This is a genomic window from Haloferax sp. Atlit-48N, assembly GCF_003383015.2.
GTDB lineage: Archaea > Halobacteriota > Halobacteria > Halobacteriales > Haloferacaceae > Haloferax > Haloferax volcanii.
Window position 1 is genome coordinate 137,302 of record NZ_CP137692.1, and the last position, 24,747, is coordinate 162,048.

17 protein-coding genes are annotated in these 24,747 nt (G+C 67.8%); 11 read left to right on the forward strand and 6 right to left on the reverse strand.

What is annotated here, in order from left to right; genetic code table 11:
• Positions 1–39: 39 nt before the first annotated feature.
• The 3 genes from acs (DEQ67_RS17255) to acs (DEQ67_RS17265) all read right to left on the reverse strand — a co-directional run bounded on the left by acs (DEQ67_RS17255) (position 40) and on the right by acs (DEQ67_RS17265) (position 6,059).
• On the reverse strand, positions 40–2,034 hold the full coding sequence (acs, locus tag DEQ67_RS17255; RefSeq protein WP_115803855.1) for an acetate--CoA ligase: 1,995 nt from the start codon (positions 2,032–2,034) through the stop codon (positions 40–42).
• A gap of 198 nt (positions 2,035–2,232) precedes the next feature.
• Positions 2,233–3,999: a bacterio-opsin activator domain-containing protein gene (locus DEQ67_RS17260; RefSeq protein ID WP_115803854.1), complete on the reverse strand. Its 1,767-nt coding sequence runs from the start codon at positions 3,997–3,999 to the stop codon at positions 2,233–2,235.
• Between the two features lie 143 nt (positions 4,000–4,142).
• Positions 4,143–6,059, reverse strand: a complete 1,917-nt coding sequence (gene acs, locus DEQ67_RS17265) for an acetate--CoA ligase (RefSeq protein ID WP_115803886.1) — start codon at positions 6,057–6,059, stop codon at positions 4,143–4,145.
• A 144-nt stretch (positions 6,060–6,203) separates the two neighbouring features.
• On the opposite strand from acs (DEQ67_RS17265), the gene DEQ67_RS17270 reads away from it, so the two are divergent.
• Positions 6,204–7,367 (forward strand): pyridoxal phosphate-dependent aminotransferase, encoded by a 1,164-nt coding sequence (locus tag DEQ67_RS17270; protein ID WP_008609988.1) that lies wholly within the window; start codon positions 6,204–6,206, stop codon positions 7,365–7,367.
• 45 nt (positions 7,368–7,412) lie between these two features.
• Here DEQ67_RS17270 and DEQ67_RS17275 read toward each other — a convergent pair whose 3' ends face one another.
• Positions 7,413–9,515 (reverse strand): histidine kinase N-terminal 7TM domain-containing protein, encoded by a 2,103-nt coding sequence (locus DEQ67_RS17275; RefSeq protein ID WP_115803853.1) that lies wholly within the window; start codon positions 9,513–9,515, stop codon positions 7,413–7,415.
• Between the two features lie 148 nt (positions 9,516–9,663).
• Here DEQ67_RS17275 and DEQ67_RS17280 point away from each other — a divergent pair, with 148 nt between their 5' ends.
• From DEQ67_RS17280 to DEQ67_RS17310, 7 genes are all read left to right on the forward strand, one after another.
• Entirely contained in the window at positions 9,664–10,254 is a 591-nt protein-coding gene (locus tag DEQ67_RS17280) for a TetR/AcrR family transcriptional regulator (protein WP_006600907.1), read from the forward strand.
• Positions 10,251–11,717, forward strand: a complete 1,467-nt coding sequence (locus DEQ67_RS17285) for an MATE family efflux transporter (protein ID WP_004064615.1) — start codon at positions 10,251–10,253, stop codon at positions 11,715–11,717. The genes DEQ67_RS17280 and DEQ67_RS17285 overlap by 4 nt, the downstream gene beginning before the upstream one ends.
• A gap of 393 nt (positions 11,718–12,110) precedes the next feature.
• Positions 12,111–13,028, forward strand: a complete 918-nt coding sequence (locus tag DEQ67_RS17290; protein WP_158543173.1) for a DUF106 domain-containing protein — start codon at positions 12,111–12,113, stop codon at positions 13,026–13,028.
• Positions 13,029–13,132: 104 nt separating this feature from the next.
• Positions 13,133–13,588: a hypothetical protein gene (locus DEQ67_RS17295; protein WP_115861978.1), complete on the forward strand. Its 456-nt coding sequence runs from the start codon at positions 13,133–13,135 to the stop codon at positions 13,586–13,588.
• A gap of 871 nt (positions 13,589–14,459) precedes the next feature.
• Positions 14,460–15,182: a hypothetical protein gene (locus DEQ67_RS17300; RefSeq protein WP_115861980.1), complete on the forward strand. Its 723-nt coding sequence runs from the start codon at positions 14,460–14,462 to the stop codon at positions 15,180–15,182.
• Between the two features lie 184 nt (positions 15,183–15,366).
• Entirely contained in the window at positions 15,367–16,833 is a 1,467-nt protein-coding gene (gene secY, locus DEQ67_RS17305) for a preprotein translocase subunit SecY (protein WP_004064623.1), read from the forward strand.
• A 123-nt stretch (positions 16,834–16,956) separates the two neighbouring features.
• On the forward strand, positions 16,957–19,392 hold the full coding sequence (locus tag DEQ67_RS17310) for an amino acid permease (RefSeq protein ID WP_115861982.1): 2,436 nt from the start codon (positions 16,957–16,959) through the stop codon (positions 19,390–19,392).
• 6 nt (positions 19,393–19,398) lie between these two features.
• Here DEQ67_RS17310 and DEQ67_RS17315 read toward each other — a convergent pair whose 3' ends face one another.
• Both DEQ67_RS17315 and DEQ67_RS17320 read right to left on the reverse strand, forming a co-directional pair.
• Entirely contained in the window at positions 19,399–20,250 is an 852-nt protein-coding gene (locus tag DEQ67_RS17315) for an ABC transporter permease (protein ID WP_115861984.1), read from the reverse strand.
• Entirely contained in the window at positions 20,247–21,230 is a 984-nt protein-coding gene (locus tag DEQ67_RS17320; RefSeq protein WP_115803848.1) for an ABC transporter ATP-binding protein, read from the reverse strand. The genes DEQ67_RS17315 and DEQ67_RS17320 overlap by 4 nt, the downstream gene beginning before the upstream one ends.
• Positions 21,231–21,337: 107 nt before the next feature.
• Here DEQ67_RS17320 and DEQ67_RS17325 point away from each other — a divergent pair, with 107 nt between their 5' ends.
• From DEQ67_RS17325 to DEQ67_RS17335, 3 genes are all read left to right on the forward strand, one after another.
• Positions 21,338–22,105, forward strand: a complete 768-nt coding sequence (locus DEQ67_RS17325) for a V-type ATP synthase subunit D (RefSeq protein WP_115861986.1) — start codon at positions 21,338–21,340, stop codon at positions 22,103–22,105.
• Between the two features lie 64 nt (positions 22,106–22,169).
• Positions 22,170–22,958, forward strand: a complete 789-nt coding sequence (gene rdfA / locus DEQ67_RS17330; RefSeq protein ID WP_115861988.1) for a rod-determining factor RdfA — start codon at positions 22,170–22,172, stop codon at positions 22,956–22,958.
• Entirely contained in the window at positions 22,955–24,736 is a 1,782-nt protein-coding gene (locus tag DEQ67_RS17335) for an archaea-specific SMC-related protein (protein ID WP_115861990.1), read from the forward strand. Before rdfA ends, DEQ67_RS17335 begins: the two co-directional genes overlap by 4 nt.
• Positions 24,737–24,747: the final 11 nt, after the last annotated feature.

The window sequence follows — 24,747 nt, forward strand, 5'->3', positions numbered from 1 at the left end:
GTCTCGTAGTTACGCACGATACGCCCGCCGAGTGGGGATTCAGTCGCCCCGCGCGCGGACCTTCGCCGCGATTTCCTCGACGATGTCGGGGTTCCGCAGCGTCGAGGTGTTCCCCAGTTCCGCGCCGTTCGCCACGTCTTCGAGCAGGCGACGCATGATTTTGCCCGAGCGCGTCTTCGGCAGTTCGGGCGTGAACACGACCTGTTCGGGGCGGGCGATGGGGCCGATGGCGTCCTCGACGCCCTCGACGATGCGCGCGCGGAGGTCCTCGCCCTCCTCGTACCCGTCTTCGGTGATGACGTAGGCGTAGACGGCCTCGCCTTTCACCTCGTGGTTCCCGCCGACGACCGCCGCCTCCGCGACGCCCTCGACGCCGACGATGGCCGACTCGATTTCCATCGTCCCGAGGCGGTGGCCCGAGACGTTGATGACGTCGTCGACGCGGCCGAGCACGGTGATGTAGCCGTCGTCGTCGACTTTCGCACCGTCTTCGGGGAAGTAGACCCAGTCGTCGGGGTCGTCGCTGTCGGTGTCGGAGTACTCCGCCCAGTATTCGGAGATGTAGCGCTCGTCGTTGTCGTAGAGCGTCCGAAGCATCCCCGGCCACGGCTTGTTCACCGTGAGATAACCCGCCCGACCGGGTTCGACTTCGTCGCCGTCGGTGTCGACGATTTGGGCGTCGATGCCCGGCAGCGGCGGCCCGGCGGAGCCGGGTTTCATGTTCTTGACGCCCGGGAGCGTCGTTATCATCATCCCGCCGGTCTCGGTCTGCCACCACGTGTCTACCACCGGGCAGTCCTCGTTGCCGATGTGCTCGTAGTACCACTTCCACGCGCGCGGGTTGATGGGTTCCCCGACGGTCCCGAGCAGGCGGAGACTCGACAGGTCGCGCGATTCGGGGTACTTGCTGCCCCACTTCATGAACGCGCGAATCGCCGTCGGAGCCGTGTAGAAGATATCGACGGCGTACTTCTCGACGAGTTCCCACATCCGGTCGCGGTTCGGGAAGTCGGGCGTGCCCTCGTACATCACCGTCGTCGAACCGAGCGCGAGCGGCCCGTAGACGATGTAGGAGTGACCCGTAATCCAGCCGATGTCGGCCGAACACCAGTAGGTGTCTTCCGTCTCGATGTCGAGGACGGCGTGGGAGGTCCACGTCGCGTAGGAGAGATAGCCGCCGGTGGTGTGTTTGACCCCCTTCGGCTGCCCCGTCGTGCCCGACGTGTACATGAGGAACAGCATATCCTCGGCGTCGCGTTCGACCGGCGCGACGCGCTCGCCGCCCTGTTCGTCGAGAAGAGTATCCCAGTCGTGCTGGTTGCCCTTCAGGTCGTGGTCGAAGCCGTCGTCACCCAGTCGGTCGACGACGACCGTGGCATCGACGCCGTGGTCGACGCTGTCGAGTCCCTCGTTGGTTTTGTCGAGGTGGTCGAGCGGGTCGCCGCGGCGGTAGTAGCCGTCGCAGGTGACGAGGAAGCGGGAGTCCGCGGCGTTCATCCGCGTCGCCAGCGCCTCGGCGGAAAAGCCGGCGAAGACGACGTTGTGGGGCGCGCCGATGCGGGCGCACGCGAGCATGGCGATGGGGAGTTCGGGAACCATCGGCATGTAGAGCGTGACTACGTCGTCCTCCTCGACGCCGAGGTCGCGCAGGGCCGCCGCGAACTCGTTCACCTCGCGGTAGAGGTCCTGATACGTGTACGTCCGCGTCTCGCCGTGTTCGCCCTCCCACTTGATGGCGACGCGGTTCTTGTCCCCGTTTTCGACGTGGCGGTCCACGCAGTTGTAACAGGCGTTCAGTTCGCCGCCGGTGAACCACTCGTAGAACGGCGGATTCGAATCGTCCAGTACCTCGTCGTAGTCGGCGTCCCAGTCGAGCAGGTCGGCCGCGCGCTCCCAGCAGTCGGGCCAGTTCTCCTCGAACTCGTCGTAGATGTCGGGGTCCGAGACGTTCGCCTGCGCGACGAACTCCTCGGTGGGTTCGAACTCGTCTTGTTCTGCCAGCCGTGCCTCCAGTTCAGCGTCACCCTGTGCCATAGTACGTGCTAACGAGTCTCGACAAAGGGCATAAGTAGGATAACTAATTATCGAAAGTTAACACCACGAATATACATAATAGTCTGTGAGCACGTGTATAGGCTTCAGAGCCACAGATGAACGGTTCATACTATTGTCCATAAATTTTGGTAATCTATCAATCAATAACGGACGTTCGTGTGCTAATTCGTCGCACGCCTAAGGGTCTAGGGTCGAAGCGCGTTCGTCGGTGTCGTCGTCGAAGAACGCGGTCATGAGTTTCTGCTGTGCGGTTCGGAGGTGCTGGTGGAGCGTCGGTGACGAGATATCTATCGAATCAGCGAGGTCTTCGGCGGTACTGCCGCGGGGCCACTCGAAATAGCCGGCGAGGTAGGCCGCCCGCAGGACGGACTCTTGCTTGTCGGTGAGTCGCGCCACGAGCGATTCCCGGAAGTCGGCGGTGTTTCGCGTGGGCCGTTCGACCTCCTGTTTCGCGACGAGTTCGGTGGCGGGATAGGCGTCGGTCAGGTCGGACAGCACGTCTCGGAGCGGCGTTTCGTTCGAGAACTCGCCGACGAAACGGGCGACGCCGTCCTCCGCGACGAACCGCGAGACGGTGCCGTCGTAGGAGGTGAGCGTCGTAATCGTCGACCCCGCCGAGAGCGCGACTTCGAGGAGGGACTCCGTCCCTCGGTCGCGAATGAGGCGGATGTGCTCGACGGCGTCCGTCGTTTGCAACTCGTCGAACACCGCGTCCGTCGTCGCCTCCCGGACGGTGAGGAAACACAGCAACGACCGCTCTTCGATGGGGACGACGCCGCGGAGCCGAATCGAACAGCCGAGGGCCGCGGAGAGTCGAACGAGCACGTCCTGCTCGTCCGAGGATTCGAACTCCAGTTGGACGACCGTGTCTGCCAGCAGTAGCTTCCGACGCTCGGCGGCGGCGATTGCCTGTCCGACGTGGCGACCCAGCGTCACCAGTACGTCCGCCTCGACGTCGGGAACCGCTTGGCCGTCGAGCGCGACGTAGAGCGCTCCATAGGCGGTGTCGCCGTGCGCCAGCGGAACGACCGCAATCGGCACGGGTTCCGAGTTCGGGAGCGAGTCGGGACGCACCGTCTGTACGTCGCGGGTGTCGCACGCGCGTCGAGTGAAGTCGGTGCCGCGACCGGCGAGCGACCCCCGGACCGCTTCGAGCGACGTCTCGTCGAGACCGGCGGCGGTGCGCGACGTTCGCGCGTCGGTTTCGCCCGATTCAATCCAAGCGAAACGGTAGCGGTCTGAATCGGTGAGCCGGTCACAGACGGCCTGTTCGACCTCGCTTCGGGTGTTCACCGCCGAGAGCGCCGACCCGACGCTTCGCGCGGCTTCGATGACCTGACGCGTTCGGTCGGGGTCGCCGCTGACGGCGCGCCCGTCGCTGTCGGCAGGGGCCGGCGAAAGCGCATCGAGCACCTCGTCTTCGCTCGGTTCACCGAGGAGCGGCGCGAGGCTCTCGATGCGGTCCCAGCCGCCGATTCGCATGACGACGCTCGGCGGGATGCCGTCGGCGAGCATCGTTCGGGCGAAGTGCCGTCGCAGGTCGCGAGTCGAAACCTCCGCCAGTTCCTCGCGGCCGGTCTCCTCGGCGGCGCGCGTGCCGACCGACGCCACGAGCATCTGGAGACGCCGCGGCGTGACCGGAAGCACTCGCTCCGTCTCGTCGATGCCGGTCGCCGTGACGTACTTCCGAACGTCGTGTTCGACCTCGCTCGGCAGATACGCCTCTCGTCCGTCGGTCGGGACGGCGACGAAGTAGAGCTCCGTTCCCCCGTGTCGCCGCTGAGTCACGTGTGCGGGTTCGAACCGGCTCATCTCGGCCGGCGTGAGGCCGACTTCCGCGCCGAGGCGGAGCACGAGGTCCTCGCGGTACGTCTCGGTCGCCCGGCGCAGTCGCTCGTACCCGCCCGCCGACAGCGGCGTCGGTTCGGAGTTTTCGTCCCGCATCCGTTTCGCAACACTGTCGATAAGCGAACTAAAGCTTCCGATGAGAGCACAGAACCGACATGGTGAAAGCGACAATCGGCGTGGAAGTCGCTCCCGAACGATAGTAACTGCGTTTCGCTTAGAGAGAACTGTCCGAAACGTCGTCAGCCGTCACGGACGATGGATTCGAGTTCACCGACGATTTCCGGGTTCTGGAGCGCGGACGTGTCGCCGAACTCCTCGCCGTTGGTGATGTTTTCGAGGAACCGGCGCATAATCTTCCCGGAGCGCGTCTTCGGGAGGTCGGGCGTGAAGACGACGGCGTCCGGCGTGGCAATCGGCCCGATGCGCTCGCGGACGTGTGCGGCGATGCGCTCGCGGAGGTCGTCGTCCCCGGAGACGCCCGTCTCCAGCGTGACGTAGGCGTGGATGCCGCCCGCCTCGGCGTCGTCGACGCTGACGACGGCGGCTTCGACGACGCCCGCGACGCCGACGATGGCCGACTCGATTTCCATCGTCCCGAGGCGGTGGCCCGAGACGTTGATGACGTCGTCGACGCGGCCGAGCACGGTGATGTAGCCGTCGTCGTCCACTTTCGCGCCGTCGCCGGTGAAGTAGTGCCAGCCGTCCACGTCGAGTTTCGCCGCCTCCTCGCCCCAGCGGTGGCCGTGTCGCAGGGCGAGCGGCATCCCGGGCCACGGGCGCGTGAGAACGAGATAGCCGGCCTCGTTCACGGGAACCTCCTCGCCGCGGCCGTCGACGACCCGCGCGCCGACGCCCGGGAGCGGCGGTCCGGCTGAGCCGGGTTTCATCTTCTCGACGCCCGGCAGAGTCGTAATCATCATCCCGCCGGTCTCGGTCTGCCACCAGGTATCGACGATGGGACAGTTCCCGTTGCCGATGTGTTCGTAGTACCAGTGCCACGCGCGCGGGTCGATTGGTTCGCCGACGGTTCCGAGCAGGCGGAGGCTCGACAGGTCCCGCGACGCCGGGAGCGACGTGTCCCACTTCATGAACGAGCGAATCGCCGTCGGGGCCGTGTAGAACACGTCGACGGCGTTCTCCTCGATGAGGTCCCAGATGCGGTCGCGCTCCGGGTAGTTCGGCGTCCCCTCGTACATGACCGCCGTCGCCCCGAGCGCCAGCGGCCCGTAGACGACGTACGAGTGGCCGCTAATCCAGCCGATGTTCGCCGTACACAGATACGTGTCCTCGGGGTCGAGGTCCAACACCGTCTGCGACGTCCACGCGACGTGGGCGAGGTAGCCGCCGGTGACGTGTTCGACCCGCTTCGGTTCGCCCGTGGTTCCCGACGTGTGGATGAGAAACAGCACGTCGTCGGCCGCCCGCTCGACCGGGGCGACCTCCGCGCCGGCGTGGGCGTCGACCAGTTCGTCGTAGGTGTGCTGTCCCGCGCCGAGGTGTTCGGTCTCTCCGAGGTGCTCGACGACCACCATCTCTTCGAGGTCGTGGGCGGCCTTGAGACGGGCGTCGTCGGCCTTGCTCTTCAGGAAGATGGCGCTCCCTCTCCGGTAGTAGCCGTCGCAAGTGACGAGGTACGCCGAATCCGCGCTCTCCAGTCGCGTCGCGAGTGCGTCCGCCGACAGCCCCGCGAAGACGACGTTGTGGGGCGCGCCGATGCGGGCGCACGCGAGCATGGCGATGGGGAGTTCCGGAATCATCGGCATGTAGAGCGTGACCACGTCGTCGGCCTCGACGCCCTGCGCGCGGAGCGCGGCCGCGAACTCGTTGACCTCCCGGTAGAGGTCCTGATACGTGTACGTCCGCGTCTCGCCGAGGTGGCTCTCCCACTTGATGGCGACGCGGTTTTTCGCCCCGGCTTCGACGTGGCGGTCCACGCAGTTGTAACAGGCGTTCAGCGTCCCGCCGGCGAACCACTCGAACGGGGGTTCGTCGTCCGGAAGGACCGACTCGTAGGGGTCGAACCAGTCGAGCGTCGCCGCCGCTCGGGCCCAGCAGTCGGGCCAGTTCTCCTCGAACTCGTCGGAGACCGAATCGTCGGTGACGGTGGCCTGTTCGACGAACTGCGGCGACGGCGGAATCTCCTCGTCTTCGGCCATCCTCGTTTCGAAGTCCGGCCCACGACGGTTCGACATACAGGTGGTACGTCGGCCTCATCGCATTAAAACGTTCGTCGGGGTGGGCGACCCGGCGCGTCGAGCGCGTCCGCCAAGCTTCTTGTGTCAGCCAGTCCCAGCCCACGTATGCCGACACCGTCCCCCTTTTCTCGACGCATCGGGAGCGAGCGCGTCGCGGGAACCCGCGAGTCCGTCATCCGGGAGATGACCCGCGAGGCGCACGAACACGACGCCATCAACCTCTCGCAGGGGATTCCCGACGAGGACGAGACCCCCGCGAGCGTGAAGGAAGCCGCCAAAGCCGCAATCGACACGTCGAGCCAGTACACCATCACGTGGGGGCTGCCGGAACTCCGCGAGGCGGTCTCGGAACGCTACGCCGACTGGAAGGGCGTCCGCTACGACCCCGAAACGGAGGTCACCGTCACCACGGGCACGAGCGAGGCCGTCGTCTCGACGCTCCTCGCGCTCTGCGACCCCGGCGACGGCGTCATCTACTTCGAGCCGACCTACGAGAGCTACATCCCCGCCGTCCAGTTCGCCGGCGGCGAGCCGATGCCGCTCGACATCACCGACGGTCTCGAACTCGACGCCGACGCGCTGTGGGACGCCGCCGAGGACGCGTCCATGCTGATTCTCAACCACCCGCACAACCCGACGGGAAACGTCTTTTCGCCCGCCGAACTCGAACTCGTCGCGGAGGTCGCCGCCGAGGAAGACCTTATCGTCGTCACCGACGAGATATACGAGCACATCGTCTACGCCGACGACTACGTCAGCCCCGTCGAAGTCGACGGCCTCGCCGGGCGGACCGTCGTCTGCACGGGGCTGTCGAAGACGTACTCCGTGACGGGTTGGCGCGTCGGGTTCGCGCTCGCGCCCGAACCGCTTTCGGCCGAGTTGCGGAAGGTCCACGACTACACGAGCATCTGCGCGCCGACGCCGTTCCAGCGGGCGGGCGTCGAGGCGCTGTCGCTCCCGGCGGACTACTACGACGACCTCTCGGACGCCTACGAGCGCCGCGGCGAACTGCTGTACGACGGCCTCCGGGAGGTCGGCCTCGACCCCGTGAAACCGGACGGCGCGTACTACATGCTGACGCGCTATCCGGGCGACGCCGACGACACCGAGTTCGCCCACAGACTCGTCCGCGAGGCCGGCGTCGCGGTCGTCCCCGGGAGCAGTTTCTACACCGAGGGCTCCGCCGACTGGGTCCGGTTTACGTTCTCCCGAAACGAGGCGACCATCGAGGAGGCGCTGCGGCGGCTCGACGAGAACCGCTTTTGGTAGCTCGGCGGCGGTCCAGTAGCGGCCTAGTCGGCCAGTGGCCCGCCGTCAGGCGTCGTCCGACGACGCCGGCCCCGACTCCTGCGCCGAGTCCCCGGCGCGCTCGACGCCGCGAATCACGAACCGCGCGCCGGCGTCCGCAACGTCCTCGTAGCCGACCGACCAGCCGTGAGCGTCCGCGATGGTGCGGACGATGGCGAGGCCGAAGCCGGTGCCGTCGTCGGCCGTCGTGAAGCCGGATTCGAAGAGCTTCGGGCGGTCCGCCGGCGGCACGCCGGGACCGTCGTCCTCGACGAAAAAGCCGTCGCGGGTCGCGCCGACCGTGACGGTCACGCCGTCGCCGACGTGTTCGACCGCGTCACCAGACGCAGTCTGGTTGCCCGTGGAACCATGTTCCACGGCGTCGTCGGGAGAATCCCGACTGCCCGTCGAGCCGTGCTCGACGGCGTTTCGAAACAGGTTCTCGAACAGCTGGAGGAGCCGGGTCCGGTCGGCGGCGAACGACGCGCTCGCTTCGATATCGAGCGTCGCGGCCCCGGTTTCGACGTTCGTCCACGCTTCGGCCGCGACGGCGTCGAGCGAGACCGTCTCGTGTTCGTCGACCGTCCCGCCGCGGGCGAGCGCGAGCACGTCGGCGATGATTTCGCCCATGCGCTCGTGAGCCGCCTCGATTCGCTCGACGTGGTCCGGGTCGGGGCGGTCGGCCTCCTTCACCAGTTCGAGGTAGCCCTCCGCCACGTTCAGCGGGTTCCGCAGGTCGTGGGAGACGATGTTGGCGAACGTTTCGAGCTGTTGTTCGTGCTTCCGTCGGTCGGTCACGTCCTGGGCGTTGACGACGACGCCGCCGACGACGGGGTCGTCGAGGAGGTTCCGACACCGGACGCCGAAGACGCGCCACCCGCGAGTCGAACTGCGGAACCGGAGTTCGGCGGTGGCGTCCTCGTCGGGGCGCTCCAACGCCTCCCGAAACGTCTCGATGGCGGCGTCCTCGTCGTCGGGGTGGAGGAACCGCCGCAGCGACCGCACCTCGCTCGGGTCCTCGTCGGTCCCGAGCGTCTGGGCGGCCGAGTCGCTCAGATAGGTGACCGAGCCGTCGGCGTCGAGGACGAAGATGAGGTCGGAGGCGTTCTCCGTGAGCGCGCGGAACCACCGCTCGCGGACGCGGCGCTCGGTGATGTCGTGGAGGATGTGCAGGTGGCCGCGAACCGCGTCTCGACCGTCGGTCACGGCCGACCGGTCGACCTCGAAGTGCCGCGCCTCGCCGTTGTCGTCGACGACCCGCAGTTCCCCGCCGGATTCGAGCGCCTCGACGGTCTCCGGGTCGAACGCGTCGGCGACGGGCGAGCCGAGCGGCGGGTGTGAAACGTCGAACAGCGCCCTCGCCGCCGGGTTGCTGTCGGCCAGTCTGCCCTTCCGGTCGACGACGAGGACGGGGTCGGCCATCCGCTCGATGACGAGGTCGCGCGCGATGGGGCTGATGTCGAGGATGCGGTACCGCGAGAGCCCGACGGCGAGCAGCGACGACGTGGCGGCGAACGAGATAGCGATGGGGTTCGCGGGCGAAAACGGTATCAGGAGATAGACCGCGCCGACGACGGCAGGGATGAGGGTTGCGACGAACAGGACCAGCGCCTGCTTCCGGTATATCTGTCGGCTCCGGAGACAGTGGACGCCGAGGACGACGAGCGCGGCTCCGATGGCGACGTAGCTGTAAACCACGTCGACCCAGAACAGCGGCCCGGGAACGACCTCGGTCGCGGTGATTCCGCCGACGGTCGCAAACGACAGCGACTCCCACAGAAGCGCGTGGACGCCGAGGGCGTTCGTCGCCACACCCGCGATGGCAAACGCGGGCCACACGGCGAGCAGCGCGGCGGTCCGCCGCGAGACCCACCGCTCGTAGCCCGCGATTTCGAGGGCGAAAAGCAGGGTGAAAAACACCGACGACTCCGCGGGAATCGGCTCCAGCGCGAACCACAGAAGCCGGGTGAACGGCGAGTCAGCGAGGAGGAGAAACGCCTCGAAAAGCGACCAACAGCCGGCGCTGACCGTGAGGGCGATGAACCACCGACCGCTCGGTTCGTCTCGGTATCGCCACCCGTAGCTCGCGACGCCGGCGGATATCACGGCCGCGAGGAAGAGCGCACCCACGTACGGTGACAACGAGAAGGTCACTACTACGTCGGTAGCCGACTCGGCTACTTAGAGACACCGGCAGTCGGACGGCTGTGGGATTCTCTGACGGGGAGATTCGCGGTCCAAAGCCTCTTAACTGACCGGTTAGTAAGCCCGACAGAAGATGGACGCAGAGACCAGAGCCGAGATACTCGAAGCGACCAATCGGGCGCTCTGCGAACACGGGTACGCCGGCCTCACGGTACAGCGAATCGCGGACGAGGCGTCGGTGACGAGCGCCGCGATTCACTACCATTTCGACACGAAAGAGGAGCTTTTGAACGCGTTTCTCGACGACTTAATCGGGCGGTTCGAGTCGGAGCTGTCGTGTGAGTCGGCCGACCCGCGGACGCGACTGAATACGGTTCTCGACGCGGTGTTCAGCCCGAAGAACCCCGGAGCGGACGGCTTTCCCGTGGCGGTCATGGAACTGAAGGCCCAAGCGCCCTACCACGAACTGTTCCGCGAGCGCTTCCTCGACTTCGACGGCGTGATGCGGGAGGTCGTCGCAGACATCGTCCGCGACGGCGTCGACGGCGGAGAGTTCGACGAGACCGACCCCGAGAAGATTGCGCGGCTCATCACGACCATGAGCAACGGCGCGCACGCCCGCGTCGTCGCGCTCGACGAACACCCCGCAGAGACCCGACGAATCGTCGAGGACGCGCTGGAACTCCACCTCGGCTGGCGGCCGGACGCGAGGGCGGACGAATGAGTCTGTTCAAGGGGCAAGACGAGCTCAACCTCACCGAGGGCGGCATCGTCAAGCCGCTTCTCTACCTGTCGCTACCCATCGTCGTCACGAACCTCCTCCAGACGGCGTACAACCTCGCGGACACGTTCTGGCTCGGCCAGTACTCGACGGAGGCGCTGGCCGCCATCTCGTTCGCCTTCCCGATGGTGTTTCTCCTCATCTCGCTCGGGATGGGGCTGTCCGTCGCCGGAAGCGTCCTCGTCGCCCAGCACACCGGGGCCGAGGAGACGGACAAAGCCGAGTACGCGGCCTCACAGACCGTCACGTTCGCGTTCCTCGGCTCCGCGATGCTCGGCGCGTTCGGCTACCCGCTCGTCCGACCGTTCCTCGATTTCCTCGGGGCCTCGCCGGACGTGTTGCCGGGCGCGACGGCCTACATGCAGGTCATCGCGCTCGGCCTGCCGTTCATGTTCGGCTTCTTCGTGTTCATCTCGCTGATGCGCGGGGCGGGCGACACCATCACGCCGATGCTCGTGATGTTCGGGACCGTCGTCCTCAACGTCGTCCTCGACCCGTTTTTCATCAACGGATGGGCACTCGGGCCGGTACAGTTCCCCCGACTCGGGATTCAGGGCGCGGCCATCGCCACCGTCATCTCGCGAGTCCTCGCGATGGTCGTCGGCATCGCCATCATGGTGTCGGGGTCCAGAGGCATCCAAATCCACCTCACTGACATGCGACCCGACTTCCGATATCTGCGGAAGATTCTCCGCATCGGCATCCCCGCCAGTGTCGAGGGGACGGGTCGCGCGCTCTCTATCAACGCGCTTCTCATCGTCGTCGGGCTGTTTTCGACCTCCGTCGTCGCGGCGTTCGGTATCGGGACCCGCGTGTTCTCGGTCATCTTCCTCCCCGCTATCGCCGTCGCCCGCGGCGTCGAGACGATGTCCGGCCAGAACATCGGCGCGGGGAAGTACGACCGCGCGGAGCAGGCGAACTACGTCGCCGCCAAGGGGCTGTTTTTCGTCCTCGGCCTGCTCGGCGTCGCCATCTTCTTCGTTCCCGAACCCATCGTTTCGGTGTTCACCACCAACGCCGAGGTGCTCGACGTGGGCGCGGAGTTCCTGCGATACGTCTCGCTGTCGTTCGGCTTCATCGGCATCATGCGGGCGTTCACCGGCGGCTTCCGGGGCGCGGGCAAGACCCTCATCGCCGCGGTGATATCGGTCGTCACGCTCGCCGGCATCCGGCTTCCGGTCGCCTTCGTCGCGTCGCAGGGGCTCCTGCCGACCGACGTCTGGTTCCTCGGGAGCACCGACGTTCGGGGCATCTGGATCGCCTTTTTCGTCTCGAACGTCGTGGGCGCGGCCATCGCGTGGCTCTGGTTCCGCCGGGGGACCTGGCGCGAGGGCGACGTCCGCGGGACGCCGGCCGGCGGCGAGTTGGAGAACGACGACGTGGAGCTATCGAGCGGGATGGACTGAAAGGCGGGTCGCTGTCGCGGACCCGTCGGGTATCGACCACCGAGAACCGGGCGACCACGGCCGCAAATCGGGCCGGCGGGCGAACACCACCGTGTCCGGAGTAAATCGAAGCTCCAGTTGCCGTCGGAGATAACGGGAGGCGACGAACGTCGCGACGAACCGTCGACCGGTGACCGCGAACGACCCGTTCGAAGGTGTGTGCCGCAGCAGAGACGATACTATCTGTGTCGCGTTGTTACCGATAGCTCTATCATGTTCGCGTCTCAAATTTGAGAGGGCAGAATCGAGGCGGCCGTGACGGCTCGCGAGACTCCCCCCAGCGGGCCAGCGCCGGCACGGTCGGTTCCGGCGGAGGGAAGCGTTGATAACGACCGCTCGAATAGGGGCGAGTGAATGCCCGCAGACTCTTTAGAGACGTTACTGGACAATCCGGCGATGCGGGAGGCGGTCTCGGTCGTCGTCGAACGGTCGAAACGGGGGACCGAAGAACTCCGCTGGTGCGACGTGAACGACGCGCTGTCGAGCGGTCAGTGGGGCCGCCTCATCGAGCGCGGCGTCCTGACCGACGCTGCCGCCGGCGGCTTCGTCCTGTCCGACCCGGACCGAATCGCCTCGAAACTGCAATCGCGCGACCCCGGCGTCGAGGGCGGGAGCGACGACGCCGATTCGTCGTGGTCTCGGTGGGACAGACTCGGCGCGCTCGGCGTCGTCGTCCTGTTCGCCGGCTACTGGAACGCCGGCGTTCGAAACGCGGTCGCCGGCATCGACAACGTCGTACTCGGGGCGCTGGCGCACTCGATACCGTTCTACGCCGTGGTCATCGTCCTCGCCGCGGCGACCGGCCTCTACTCGACCGTGATGCAGGACCGACTGAAGGACACGGAACTCCTCGAACGCCACCAAGCCCGGATGGACGACCTGAAGTCGCGCCGGGAGGCGGCGAAAGAGCGCGGCGACGACGACGCGCTCGAACGCATCGAGGCGGAGCAGATGGAGGCGATGGGCGACCAGTGGAGCGTCATGAAAGCGCAGTTCAAGCCGATGGTCTGGATAATGCTCGTCACCATCCCGGCGTTTCTCTGGATGCGCTGGAAGGTCCGCGGCGGCCACGTCGCCGCCGGCTCCGCGCACGTGATTCTCCCGCTCGTCGGCCGAGTGGGCTGGCAGGACGCCGTCTTCGGCCCCATGCCCGCGTGGATTGTCTGGTACTTCCTCTGTTCGTTCGCCGCCAGACAGCTCTGTCAGAAGTTCCTCGGTATCGACCCCTCCGGGACCGCTCGCTCGGACTCGGAGTCCACGACCTCGTCCTGAGCGACGCGAACTGCCCCTCGAAACTCGCATCGAGGGAGTTGTGACAACCCCTAAGTGATTTTCAAATCGGTTCGTATAAACCGACGCCGCGACGAGAGTTCGACATGGACCGCGAGGAATCCGAGCGGCGAGAGTCGAGCGGCTCGCCCGCGACGACGCCCGAACTCGTCGAAAGCGAAATCGAGGCGCTCGTCGGGTACGTCGAAAACGGTCGGGCACGCGGAGCGCCGAGCGGACGCCGCAACAGGGGCGAGAACCGCGACGGCGACGGGGAAGGCGGGGGCGGAGGTGGAGGCGAAGGCGACGACCCCGGCGACCGAAACGGCGACGCGCTCGACCGTGAGGCGGCGATAGAGCGCTTCCGCGGGCCGGACGAGGTGCTCACGCGAGTCGTGCCGCACGCGGGCTACCTCGAAATCCACAAGCGCGCGCCGTGCGCCGAGGGCTGTCCGTCGTGCCCGCACGGGCCGGCCGTCTACCACGTCCGGTGGGAGCGCCACCCCGGCGGAGAGGACCGGCTCCATTGGATTCTCATCGGCCCCGAGGTCGGCGCGAACTGAGTTTCCGTCGCCGGCTCCGGGGTCGGCTCAGCTGTCGCCCGCCGCGGTTGAGCTCCGCCCGCGAGTCGGACTGCACCCGCGCACCAGTGCACCAGCGCTCGCAGGGGGAGACGCATCGCTCGCGTTGTGGAGCATTCGAGTCACTCTTGCGCGGGAAGGCGTGTCTGTGTCGCGTCGAACAGCCGGGCGACGAGCGGCCGCGAAGCGGGTCAGGGGGTGGCCACGCGCGAGCGCGACGTGCGTCGTGACGACGCAGCCGCCCGCGACGACGCCGACCCACATCAGGAGGTGACCCGCGCCGGGGTCGAACGACACGCCGACGAGCCACGGTCCGACGAGGGTACCCGCGGACTTCGTGGCGTCGGAGAGGCCGCCACGCGCCGCGAGCGTAACGGGCCGGTACAGGCGACGCCCAACAGGAGGACGCTGACGACGGCGTCGGCGTCGTCCGCCGGGGCCGCGGAACACGACGGCCGCGACGGCGAGCGCCGCCGCCGACGCGAGGTCGGCGCCGAGCGTCGTTCGCGCGAGCGAGCGTTCGACCGGCAATCGCGGCTGCGGACTCGTCATGGCTGTCGACCGCGCACCCGCCGACGCGATGCCGAAACAAGGGGGAGTGCGCCGGATGGGGTGTCGCGTGTCGAAGCGGTCAACGGTGGCGACACCGGGCAGGCTAAACCACCGAAGGGGCTGTCAGATCGAAGACGACGGATAGCAGTTGGCCGCTTCGTGGCCGTGAAACACGGCAATCGGTGGTTTGGCGTGGATGCTTATAGTCTTTTTCAAGGACTAATCTTTCGAAACAGCCGACAACCACTTAGTGATTGCCAAACCGAAAACGACACCGCGGCTGCCCGACCACAGCACACCGATGAACCGCGCTTCCGTCGCCCGTTTCACTCGTCTCGTCACCGCAGTCGGGGCCGCCTTCGTCCTCGCCGGACTCGCCGTGCAGGTCACGACGCTTCGACTCGGAGTTCCGCACCTCCAGTGGGGGCTCCGAGCCGCGAGCGACGCCGAGGTGCTGGGCGTCGGCCTCTGGTGGGTCGCCGTCGCCACCCGCCTCGTCGGGCCGCGGCGCACCCAACGACGTGTCGGCCGGGAACGCGACCCGACGCGGCAGGCGGTCTACGTCACTCGCGGGCTGCTCGACGCGCTGTTGGACCGGGCCGCGCGGGCCGAACCGAGCCGCGAATCGCTGTCGCTCGGCACGACCGCCGCGGGCGAGTTAGACGGGGCGGAGTCGCTCAACGCGACCCGACCGGTGTTCAGCCATTTCGTCCACCCGAGCGCCGGCGCGGCGGTCCGGGGCGTCTTCGGCGTCGACCTCTCGACCGCGCCGGGGCGGACGCCGGGGCAGTTCGTCTCGCACCCGTGGGGACCGCTGGCGGCGACGAAGCGCGACACGCTCCGCGAGGTCGTCCTCGTCGCGGTCCCGCCGTGGGACGACGACTGCGTGGCCGCGTTCGACCGTGCGGGGCGGCGGCGTCCGCTCCGCGTCGTCGACGCCGAGCCGTGCGAGTCGTTCGACGAGGCGATTTCGGCGGCCGGTCCCGCGGCGTCTCCGCCGACCTCCTCGGCGGCGGACGGATAGTCACCGCATCGATACAGTTATACACGACGGCTGGCCACGACTGACTGAACCGCCGATTCGCGAGCACAGCGACGGCGTCCGGTGTGGCCCCCGTGCGGCCCCCCGTTCTGACGCCGCTCGCGTAGTGACGACGCCGGTCGGCGCGACAGACCATGCAATCGCCAACAGCCACTCGCAATCGACCATGAGTTGGAAAGACACCGCAGCGCCAGTGCTGAGTCGGATGCCCGCCGTGGCCCGCCCGGAGGGTCACGTCCCGTTCCGCCGAAAGCTCGGCTGGACCGCCGGGATTCTCGTCCTGTACTTCTTCCTGACGAACGTCACGCTGTTCGGCGTCGGGACCGGGAGCCAGGACGTCTTCGGACAGTTCCGCTCCATCCTCGGCGGGGGACAGGGAACCGTCCTCCAGTTGGGTATCGGTCCCATCGTCACCGCGAGCATCGTCCTCCAACTGCTGCAAGGCGGGGACTTGCTCGGCCTCGACACGGACGACCCGGGCGACCAAATCCTCTATCAGGGCCTCCAGAAACTGCTCGTCTTCGGGATGATTGCCCTCCAAGGCCTCCCCATCGTCTTCGCCGGGGGCTACCTCCCGGCCGACCCCGCGGTCGCGAGCGCTCTCGGCGTCGGCGCGGTCGGCGTGAAGTGGCTCATCTTCGCGCAGATATTCGCCGGCGGCGCGCTCGTGTTGTTCATGGACGAGGTCGTCAGCAAGTGGGGCGTCGGCTCCGGCGTCGGCCTGTTCATCATCGCCGGCGTCAGCCAGCGTCTCGTCGGCGGCCTCTTTGCCGACCCCGCCATCGGCGCGTCGACGACCGGCATCGTCTCCGAGTGGGCCCACGTCCTCGCCGGAACCGAGACGGTCCCGTCGCTCGCGACGGCGAGCGGGGTACAGGCGCTCCTGTTCGGCGTGGGGGGCGTCGTCCCGCTCGTCACGACGCTGCTCATCTTCGGTATCGTCGTCTACGCCGAGAGCGTCCGCGTCGAAATTCCGCTCTCGCACGCCCGCGTCAAGGGCGCTCGCGGTCGCTTCCCGGTGAAGCTCATCTACGCGAGCGTCCTGCCGATGATTTTCGTCCGCGCTCTGCAAGCGAACGTCCAGTTCGTCGGGCGCATCCTCAACAGCCAGTGGGCCGGCATGCCCGCGTGGCTCGGTCAGTACACGAGCGGGCAGGTCACCGGCGGCCTGTTCTACTACCTGAACCCGATTCACGCGCCCAGCCAGTGGATGTGGTGGCTCGGGTCGGCGTCCCAGGAGCCGTGGCAGATTCTCGTCCGCGTCGCCATCGACCTGACGCTGATGCTCGTCGGCGGGGCTATCTTCTCCATCTTCTGGGTCGAGACCGCCGACATGGGCCCGGAAGCGACCGCGCGGCAGATTCAGAACTCCGGGATGCAGATTCCCGGCTTCCGCCGCAACCCGCAGGTGATAGAGCGGGTCATGGAGCGGTACATCCCGCAGGTGACGGTCGTCGGCGGCGTCCTCGTCGGCCTGCTCGCCGTCATGGCGAACATGCTCGGCACCATCGGCGGCGTCTCGGGGACCTCGCTCCTCCTCACGGTCTCCATCACGTACAAGCTGTACGAGGAAATCGCGGAGGAACAGCTCATGGAGATGCACCCGATGATGCGGACGATGTTCGGCGGGTAGCGCGCCGGAACGCACCCGGTCGAAAAACACCCGCATGCTGCGGGTGAGAACCCGGCGACGGCGGCTCGAACGCGGCCCGTCGCCCATCGGGCTTTTTCTATCCGGCCTTCGAGGGTTCACCTGATGGCCGACACGCAATCGACCGCGGGGAGCGGCGACGCTCCCCCTGAGGAGTCGGTGGAAACGGAGCTCTCGCGCGACATGAGTCTCGCCGACATCACGTTCATCGGCGTCGGCGCGATGATTGGCGCGGGCGTCTTCGCGCTGACCGGATTCGCGGCGGGGCTGGCCGGCCCGGCGCTCACGGTGGCGTTCGTACTCAACGGGCTGGTGGCGATGTTCACCGCCGTCTCCTACGCCGAACTCGGGGCGGCGTTCCCCGAGGCGGGCGGCGGCTACCTCTGGGTGAAAGAGGCGCTGGCCGACCCCAACGGCTTCTACGCCGGGTGGATGAGCTGGTTCGCCCACGCCGTCGCGTGCGCGCTCTACGCCGTGACGTTCGGCGTCTTCCTCACCGAGTTCTTCGTGGTGTTCGCCGGCCTGCCGGACGGGTTCGTCCTGTTCGGACTCGTCGACCGCCTGCTCGTCGAGAAACTGCTCGCGGTCGTGATGGTGCTCGCGTTCGCCTACATCAACTACCGCGGGGCCGAGGAGACGGGGAAGGCGGGCGTCGTCGTCACGACCATCAAGATTCTCATCCTCGGCGTCTTCGTGGCCTTCGGTATCCTCGCGACGGTGCGCGAGCCGAACTGGACGGCGACGTTCCTCGATAGTCCGTCGTTCGCGCCCAACGGCCTCGTCGGCGTCATCGGCGCGATGGGCTTCACGTACATCGCCTTCGAGGGCTACGAGATAATCGTCCAGTCGGGCGAGGAGGTCGTCGACCCCGGCACCAACGTCCCGAAGGCGGTGTTCTACTCGATGGCAATCGTGGTCCCCATCTACGTCCTCGTCGCCTTCGCGGCCATCGGCGGCATCGACGTGACCGCCGAGCTCGCGGGGCGCGCGGGGCTCACGACCGCCGCGCCGACGTGGCAGGTCCTCGGGAACCTCGGTGAACTCGGCATCATCGAGGCCGCCGGACAGTTCGTCCCGTACGGCGTCCCGCTCCTCCTGTTCGCCGGGCTCGCGGCGACGATGAGCGCGCTCAACGCGACCATCTACTCCTCGTCGCGGGTGTCGTTCGCCATGGGCCGCGACCGCGTCCTTCCGGGCTTCTTCGGGCGCATCCACGACGACAAGCGGACGCCCCACTGGGCAATCGGGCTCTCGGCGGTCCTCATCGGGCTCATGGCCGTGTTGCTCCCCATCGAGAGCGTCGCGGCCGCCGCCGACATCATGTTCATCTTCCTTTTCATCCAGGTGAACTGGACCGTCGTCAAGATGCGGGCGACCCACCCCGACCTCCCGCGGACGTACGAGATACCGTACATGCCGTGGCCCCCGCTCGTCGGCATCGTCCTCCAGTTCATCCTGACGCCGTTTTTGCTCCTCGAACTCGGGCTGACACCGGGACTCGGCGCGGGCTCCGAGGGCTTCGTCGCGCTCGTGACCACGGCCGTCTGGATGGCGCTCGGACTCGTCGTGTACTACGGCTACTCCGAGGGCAAGGAGGCCGAAAAGCTCGAAGCAGAGACCCCGACCGTCGTGACCGAGCGCGCCCCCGAGCGGCGCGAGTCGCAGGTGCTCGTCCCGATTGCCAACCCGGAGAACGCGGCGCAGTTGATGCGGACCGCCATCGACGTGGCGCGCGACCGCGACGCCGAGATTCTCGTGATGAGCGCCGTCGAAGTGCCGTCGCAGACGCCGATTTCGGAGGGGCGGCGGTTCGTCGACGAGAAGCGCGAGACCATCGCCGCCGTGATGGAGCTGGCGACCGACGCCGGCGTACCCGTCGGCGGGACCGTCAGACTGGGCCACGACGCCGGAACGGCCATCCTCAACACAATCGAGGAACACGACAGCGACGCGGTGTTGATGGGCTGGCGCGGCCGGGGTCGCCGCCGCGACTACATCCTCGGGAGCAACGTCGACGAGGTCGTGACCAAGGCCCCCTGCGACGTGCTCGTCGAGCGCATCGGCCCGACGGACGGCGAGGTGGATTCGATTCTCCTGCCGACCGCGGGCGGCCCGCACGCCGAACTCGCCGCCGAGGTGTGCCGCGCCATCGCGCGGACCAACGACGCCACGGTGCACGTCATGAACGTCGTCGCGGCCGACGCCGGCGAGCGCGACCGCGAGGACGCCCAGCGCCGGGTGAATTCGACGGCCGCGGCGCTCGGTGACGACGAGTTGGTGACGACCTCGGTCCGCGAGGGCGACGACGTGGCGGCGACCATCGTCGCCGCGACCGAGGCGTTCGACCTGACGGTCATCGGGGCGACCAGAGAGGGCCTGCTCCAACAGCTCGTCTTCGGCGCGATTCCGGAGACGGTCGGCCGCGACGCCGCGAGCACGGTCATCATGGCGAAGCGCGACCTCGGCATCATCTCGTGGGTGACGCGGTGGTTCAAGCGCCGCCGCGACGACGACCACGTCCCGAACAGTGGCGGCGAGTGAGCGGCCTCACTCACGCCACGGAAGCAGTCGCGCCGAGAGCGCGAACAGCGCGACGGTGAAGCCACAGAGGACAGCGAGGTCGAAGACGGCGGTCAGGAGTTCGCCGCCGGCGACCGCGGCGCGAACGCCGCGCGCGAAGTAGGTGAGCGGGAGCGCGTCGATAACCGGGCGGAGCGCCGCTGGGAGTCTGGACGCGGGGACGAACGTGTCCGCGAGGAGGACCATCGGGATGCCGACGGCGTTGCTGGCGGCGATGACGCCGTCTTCGGAGTCCGCGAGCGAGCCGACGAGGGAGCCGAGCCCGCAGAACAGGGCGATGCCGACGACGAGAAAGGCGACGACCAGCGCGTCGCCGCCGAGCGAGGGGGCCGCGCCGAGGTCGCCGACGGCGGCGAGGACGCCGACGAGCAGGACGCCCGCGAGGCCGATGAGCGCGATGTTCACGGCCGCGTGCGCGGAGAGCCACTCCAGACGCGAAAGCGGCGTCGTCGCCAGCTTCTCGAAGCGGCGGGACGCCCGGTTTCGCGCGACGGTGCTTCCGACCCGCGACAGTGGCGTCAACACGACGACGACGCCGAGATACGCGGGCAGATAGTAGGTGTCCGAGCGGGAGAACAGACCGCCGGTCGCGCCGGTCTTGACGAGGACGCCGAAGATGAGGACGATGAAGACGGGAAAGAAGAACGTGAAGAAGACGGCCGTCCGCCGCCGGAGAAACGCGCGCGTCTCGGCGACGGCCTCCGCGCGGACCCGGCGGGTCGCCCCGGCGAGAGCGCGCGACCGACCGCCGTCGCCCGTCTGTTTCGTCTCGGCCGCCGGGGACGTCTCGTCCGTTCCGCCCGCCTCCGTCGCGCTCATCGCGTCACCCCCGCGTCGCCAGCGACGCCCGCCGGACCGGCGCTCGCGATGCAGTCGTGGCCGCGCTCGCTGGCGAGGTTGAGATACACGTCCTCCAGCGTCGGGTGGACGAGACTCACTTCCTCGTAGGCGATATCGGCCGCGTCGAGATGGTCGAGCATCGCGGTCAGGTCGTCGGGACCGGCGTCGAAAAAGCGGTACTCGTAGTCGCCGTACCGGCGGCCGTCGAGGGGCGTCGCGTCGAGGTCGAGCGCGCGCGGGCACTCGGTCCGGACCGCGAGTCGGGTCTCGCCGCCGAAGCGCTCGACGAGGTCCCGGGGCGGACCGACGCGGACGAGTTCGCCGTCGGTGAGAAGCCCGACGCGGTCGGCGAGGCGCTCGGCTTCGGCCATGTAGTGCGTCGTGAGCACGACGGCGGTCCCGTCGTCGGCCAGCGAGTCGACGAGGTCCCACACGTCGCGGCGACCAGCGGGGTCGATGCCGGTGGTCGGCTCGTCCAGAAACAGGAGTTCGGGGTCGTTGACGAGCGCCGCGCCGACGCAGACGCGGCGCTGTTGACCCCCCGAGAGGTCGGTGTAGGCCGTCGCCGCGTCCTCGTCGTCGAGGCCGACTCGGTCGAGCACCTCGTCGACCGGTCGCGGGTCGGGGTAGAGCCCGGCGTAGTAGGAGACGAGTTCGCGGCCCGTGAGTCGCCGGTGGGGTGAGAACTCCTGGGGGAGCACGCTCAGCCGCGAGCGGTCGACCGCGGTCGGGGACTCACCGAACACCCGAATCGAGCCCTCGGTCGGGGTTCGCGTCCCCGTCAGCAGACCGATGAGCGTCGATTTCCCGGCTCCGTTCGGACCGATGAGCCCGAACACCTCCCCGTTGCGAACGTCGAGCGACACGTCCCGAACCGCGACAGTGTCGCCGTACTGTTTCCGCACGGCCGTCGCCGTGACCGCCGGGCGCGTCGACTCGGCGGCCGCGTGTCTGGACATACTCGTGTTCGAGTCGATATTGACAACGGCTTAGTCCTTGTCAAATAGGCCGGGTACGTGTCGGTGACACAACTATATCAACCGTCGGGACGACCGTACCGTAGACAATGCCAAACCGGCGACACCGGCGGACGGCCCCGACGCACCGCGAGTTGCTCTCGGTGACCGACGAGTTAGCGCTCGCGCGGAAGGGAGAACGCATCCTCGAACGCCGACGCGACAGTCTCGTCTTCGTCCTCCTCGACCTCTTGGACCGGTGGACGGAACTGCGCCGCGAGACCGACGAGGCGTTCCGCGAGGCGGCGGACCTCCACGTCTGGGGCGCAGAGCGGGAGGGCGAAATCGCGCTTCGCACGCTCTCGGAGGCGCGGAGTTCTCACACGGAGCTCATCATCTCCGAGACGAAGCTCGTCGGGCTGACCGTCCCGTTCTTTCTGAGCACGTCGGCGCGGCGGTCGCTCGACGGGCGAGGGTACGGCGTCCTCGGTACGAGCGCGCTCGACGACGAACTCGTCGGCTCCTACGAGTCGGTCGTGGAGGACGTCGTCAGGCTGGCGGAGATACGGGCGGTTCTCCTGCGCCTCCTCGCGGAGATTCGGCGGCTCCGGCTCCGCGTCAACTACCTCACCCAGCGGCTCATCCCGGAGTTGGAGGTGGAAAAACGGTATATCCGCCGATACCTCGACGAGCGCGAACAGGAAGAGCGCTTCCGACAGTTCCGGACCAAACAGCGCAACGAACGACGGCAAGCGGAGCGACGGGAAGCGGAACGGCGGAAAGCAGAACAGCAAGAAAACGAGCGACGGGAAGCCGAGCAACAAGAAAACGAGCGGGGGGTGGAGACGCGACGAGCCGACGGCGGCGACCGCGACTGAGACGAGGTCACCCGCCAAGCGTAGTCTTATTACCGTCGCGCCACCAGTTCCGTGCAACGAGACAATGTGCAAGGTCGACGTGGCAATCGAACGGTACGGACTCGCCGCGCCGACCGGCAGGTACGACTCCGTCGACGACTATCTGCTGGCGCGGTGGACCGGGGCCGACGGCGGCGAAAGCGAGGGGTACAAGTCGCTCACGACGTGGTTCAACAAGCGACTGCTCGCGCGCGTCTACGAGCGGAACGGTCGCGACGTGACCGACGTGCGCCTCGACGCGGAGTACGAGGCCCTCGTCGGTGACGACGAACTCGACTACGGCGACGTGGCCGCGGACCTCGCCACCGACGACATCGACGCCGACGAGGTGACGGGCGCGATGGCGTCGTGGAGCACGATGCGACGCCACCTCAACGACTGCCTCGACGGCGAGAAACCGACCGTCGAGGCGTCCTCGGACTGGGAGCGAAACAGCGTCGACATCGCGCGCGAGACGGTCGTAGAGAAGGCCGAATCGGCGCTCGCGTCGCTGGGGAAGAAAGGGCGACTCGCCGGGGCCGAGGACGCCGGCGTCGACGTGCAGGTGAAGGTGTCCTGCGCGGAGTGCCCGACGCGGGTCCCGCTCGAAGACGCGCTCGACCGCGGGTTCGTCTGTCAGGAGCACCACGCCGGTGCCGACGAGATGGCCGAGGAGGCCGTCCGCGAGACCGGCGTCGCGCCCGACGGCGGGGCCGACTCGGGCGGGCGGCTCCGGGCGGTGCTCCCCATCGGCGCGCTCTCCAGCGCCGGCCTCGCGCTCAGCGAGTACACCGGGACGGCGCTCGAACTCGTCGCGGCCGCCGGAATGGCATGAGCTGGCACCTCGACGTGGAGCACGTCGCCGGGATTCGACGCGGGAGCGCGACGCTCGAACCGGGGTTGAACGCCGTCCGCGCGAGCAATTGGCAGGGGAAATCGAGCTTTCTCGCCGCGATAGCGACCGTCCTCGGGACGGCGTCGCCGCTGACCGAGGGCGCGACCGAGGGGCGCGTCTCGCTTTCGACCGACGACGGAGAGTACGCGGTCGAGTTGGCCCGAGACGGGAGGAACGTCCGGACGACCGGCGAGCCGTATCTGTCCGCCGAGGCCGACCGCGTCTGCGCCGACCTGTTCGCGTTCCTCGGCGAGGAAAACGAGATTCGGCGGGCCGTCCGCGAGGGAGACGACCTCGAACCCCTCCTCACGCGACCGCTCGATTTCGAGGATATCGACGCGAACATCGCCGAGGCGCGCCGCGAGCGCGACCGCGTGGACGAGGCGCTCTCGGAGGCCGAAGACGCGGCCGACCGCCTGCCGACGCTGGCCGGGCGGGTGTCGGAACTCGAAGCCGAGGTCGAGGAGTTAGAGGCGAAGCGCGCGGCGGCCGACGCCGCCGGCGGAGACGAGACGCGCGAGGCGCTCAGCGACGCCCGCGCGGAGCGCTCCCGCGTCCAGAGCCGCATCGACCGACTCGAATCGACCGCCGAGCGGGTCCGAGAACAACTCGACGCGCGCGAGGAGGAACTCGACGGACTCGACGTGGAAGACGACGAGGAACTGGCGCGCGAACTCGACGCGGCGAAGCGGGAACTCGACCGGCAGGAACGCGATATCGAGCTTCTTCGGGGCGTCTACGACGCGAACCGCCGCGTCGTGGCCGAAGACCGGACCGAACTGCTGACCGACGTGACCCACGGCGTCGTCGACGACGAACTCGCGTGTTGGGTCTGCGGTGCCGAGACGGACGCCTCGTCGGTGACCGAGCGGCTCGACGACCTCGCCGAGCGTATCGAACGCCGAACCACGGCGGCCGAAGCCAGCCGAGAGCGCGTCGAGGAACTCACCGAGCGCGTCGAGTCGCGCGAGAAGCGACGCCGACGCGAACGGGAACTTCAGACCGAACTCCGAGAGCTCCGCGAGCGCCGGTCGGACCTCGAACGCCGCCTCGACGACGCGCGCGAACGCGACGCCGAACTCGCCGAGCGTATCGACGACCTCCGCGAGCAAATCGAATCAGATTCCGAACATGTGACCGATATCGAAAGCGAACTGAAGTACGCGAACGCGCGTCTCGACGACGCGAAGTCGGAACTCGAATCGGCTGAATCGGAGGCCGAAAAGCTCGAATCACTGCGTTCACAGCGACAGTCGCTGACCGAGGAGATAACCCGTCTCCGGCGGCGAAAACAAGAGATAAAGAAAGAGACACGAGACGCGTTCGACGACGCGATTCGCGAAATCGTCCCGCTGTTCGAGACGGGGTTCGAGAGCGCGCGGTTGACGAGCGAGTTCGACCTCGTCGTCGCCCGCGACGGCCGCGAGGCGTCGCTGGGCGCGCTCAGCGAGGGCGAGGTCGAACTCCTCGGGCTGGCGACGGCGCTCGCGGGGTACCAGGCGTTCGACGTGGCCGAGCGCGTGCCGGTCATGCTCGTGGACCGCCTCGGCGGCATCGCCGACGAGAACCTCGGTCGGCTGACCGAGTATCTCTCCGGGACGGCGACGTATCTCGTGATGACGGCGTATCCAGAGCACAGCGCCGTCGAGGGGAACGATATCGACCCCTCGGAGTGGTCTGTCGTCTCGGACTCGGCCGCCGCACGGGGAGCCGAATAAAGCCCGCGACG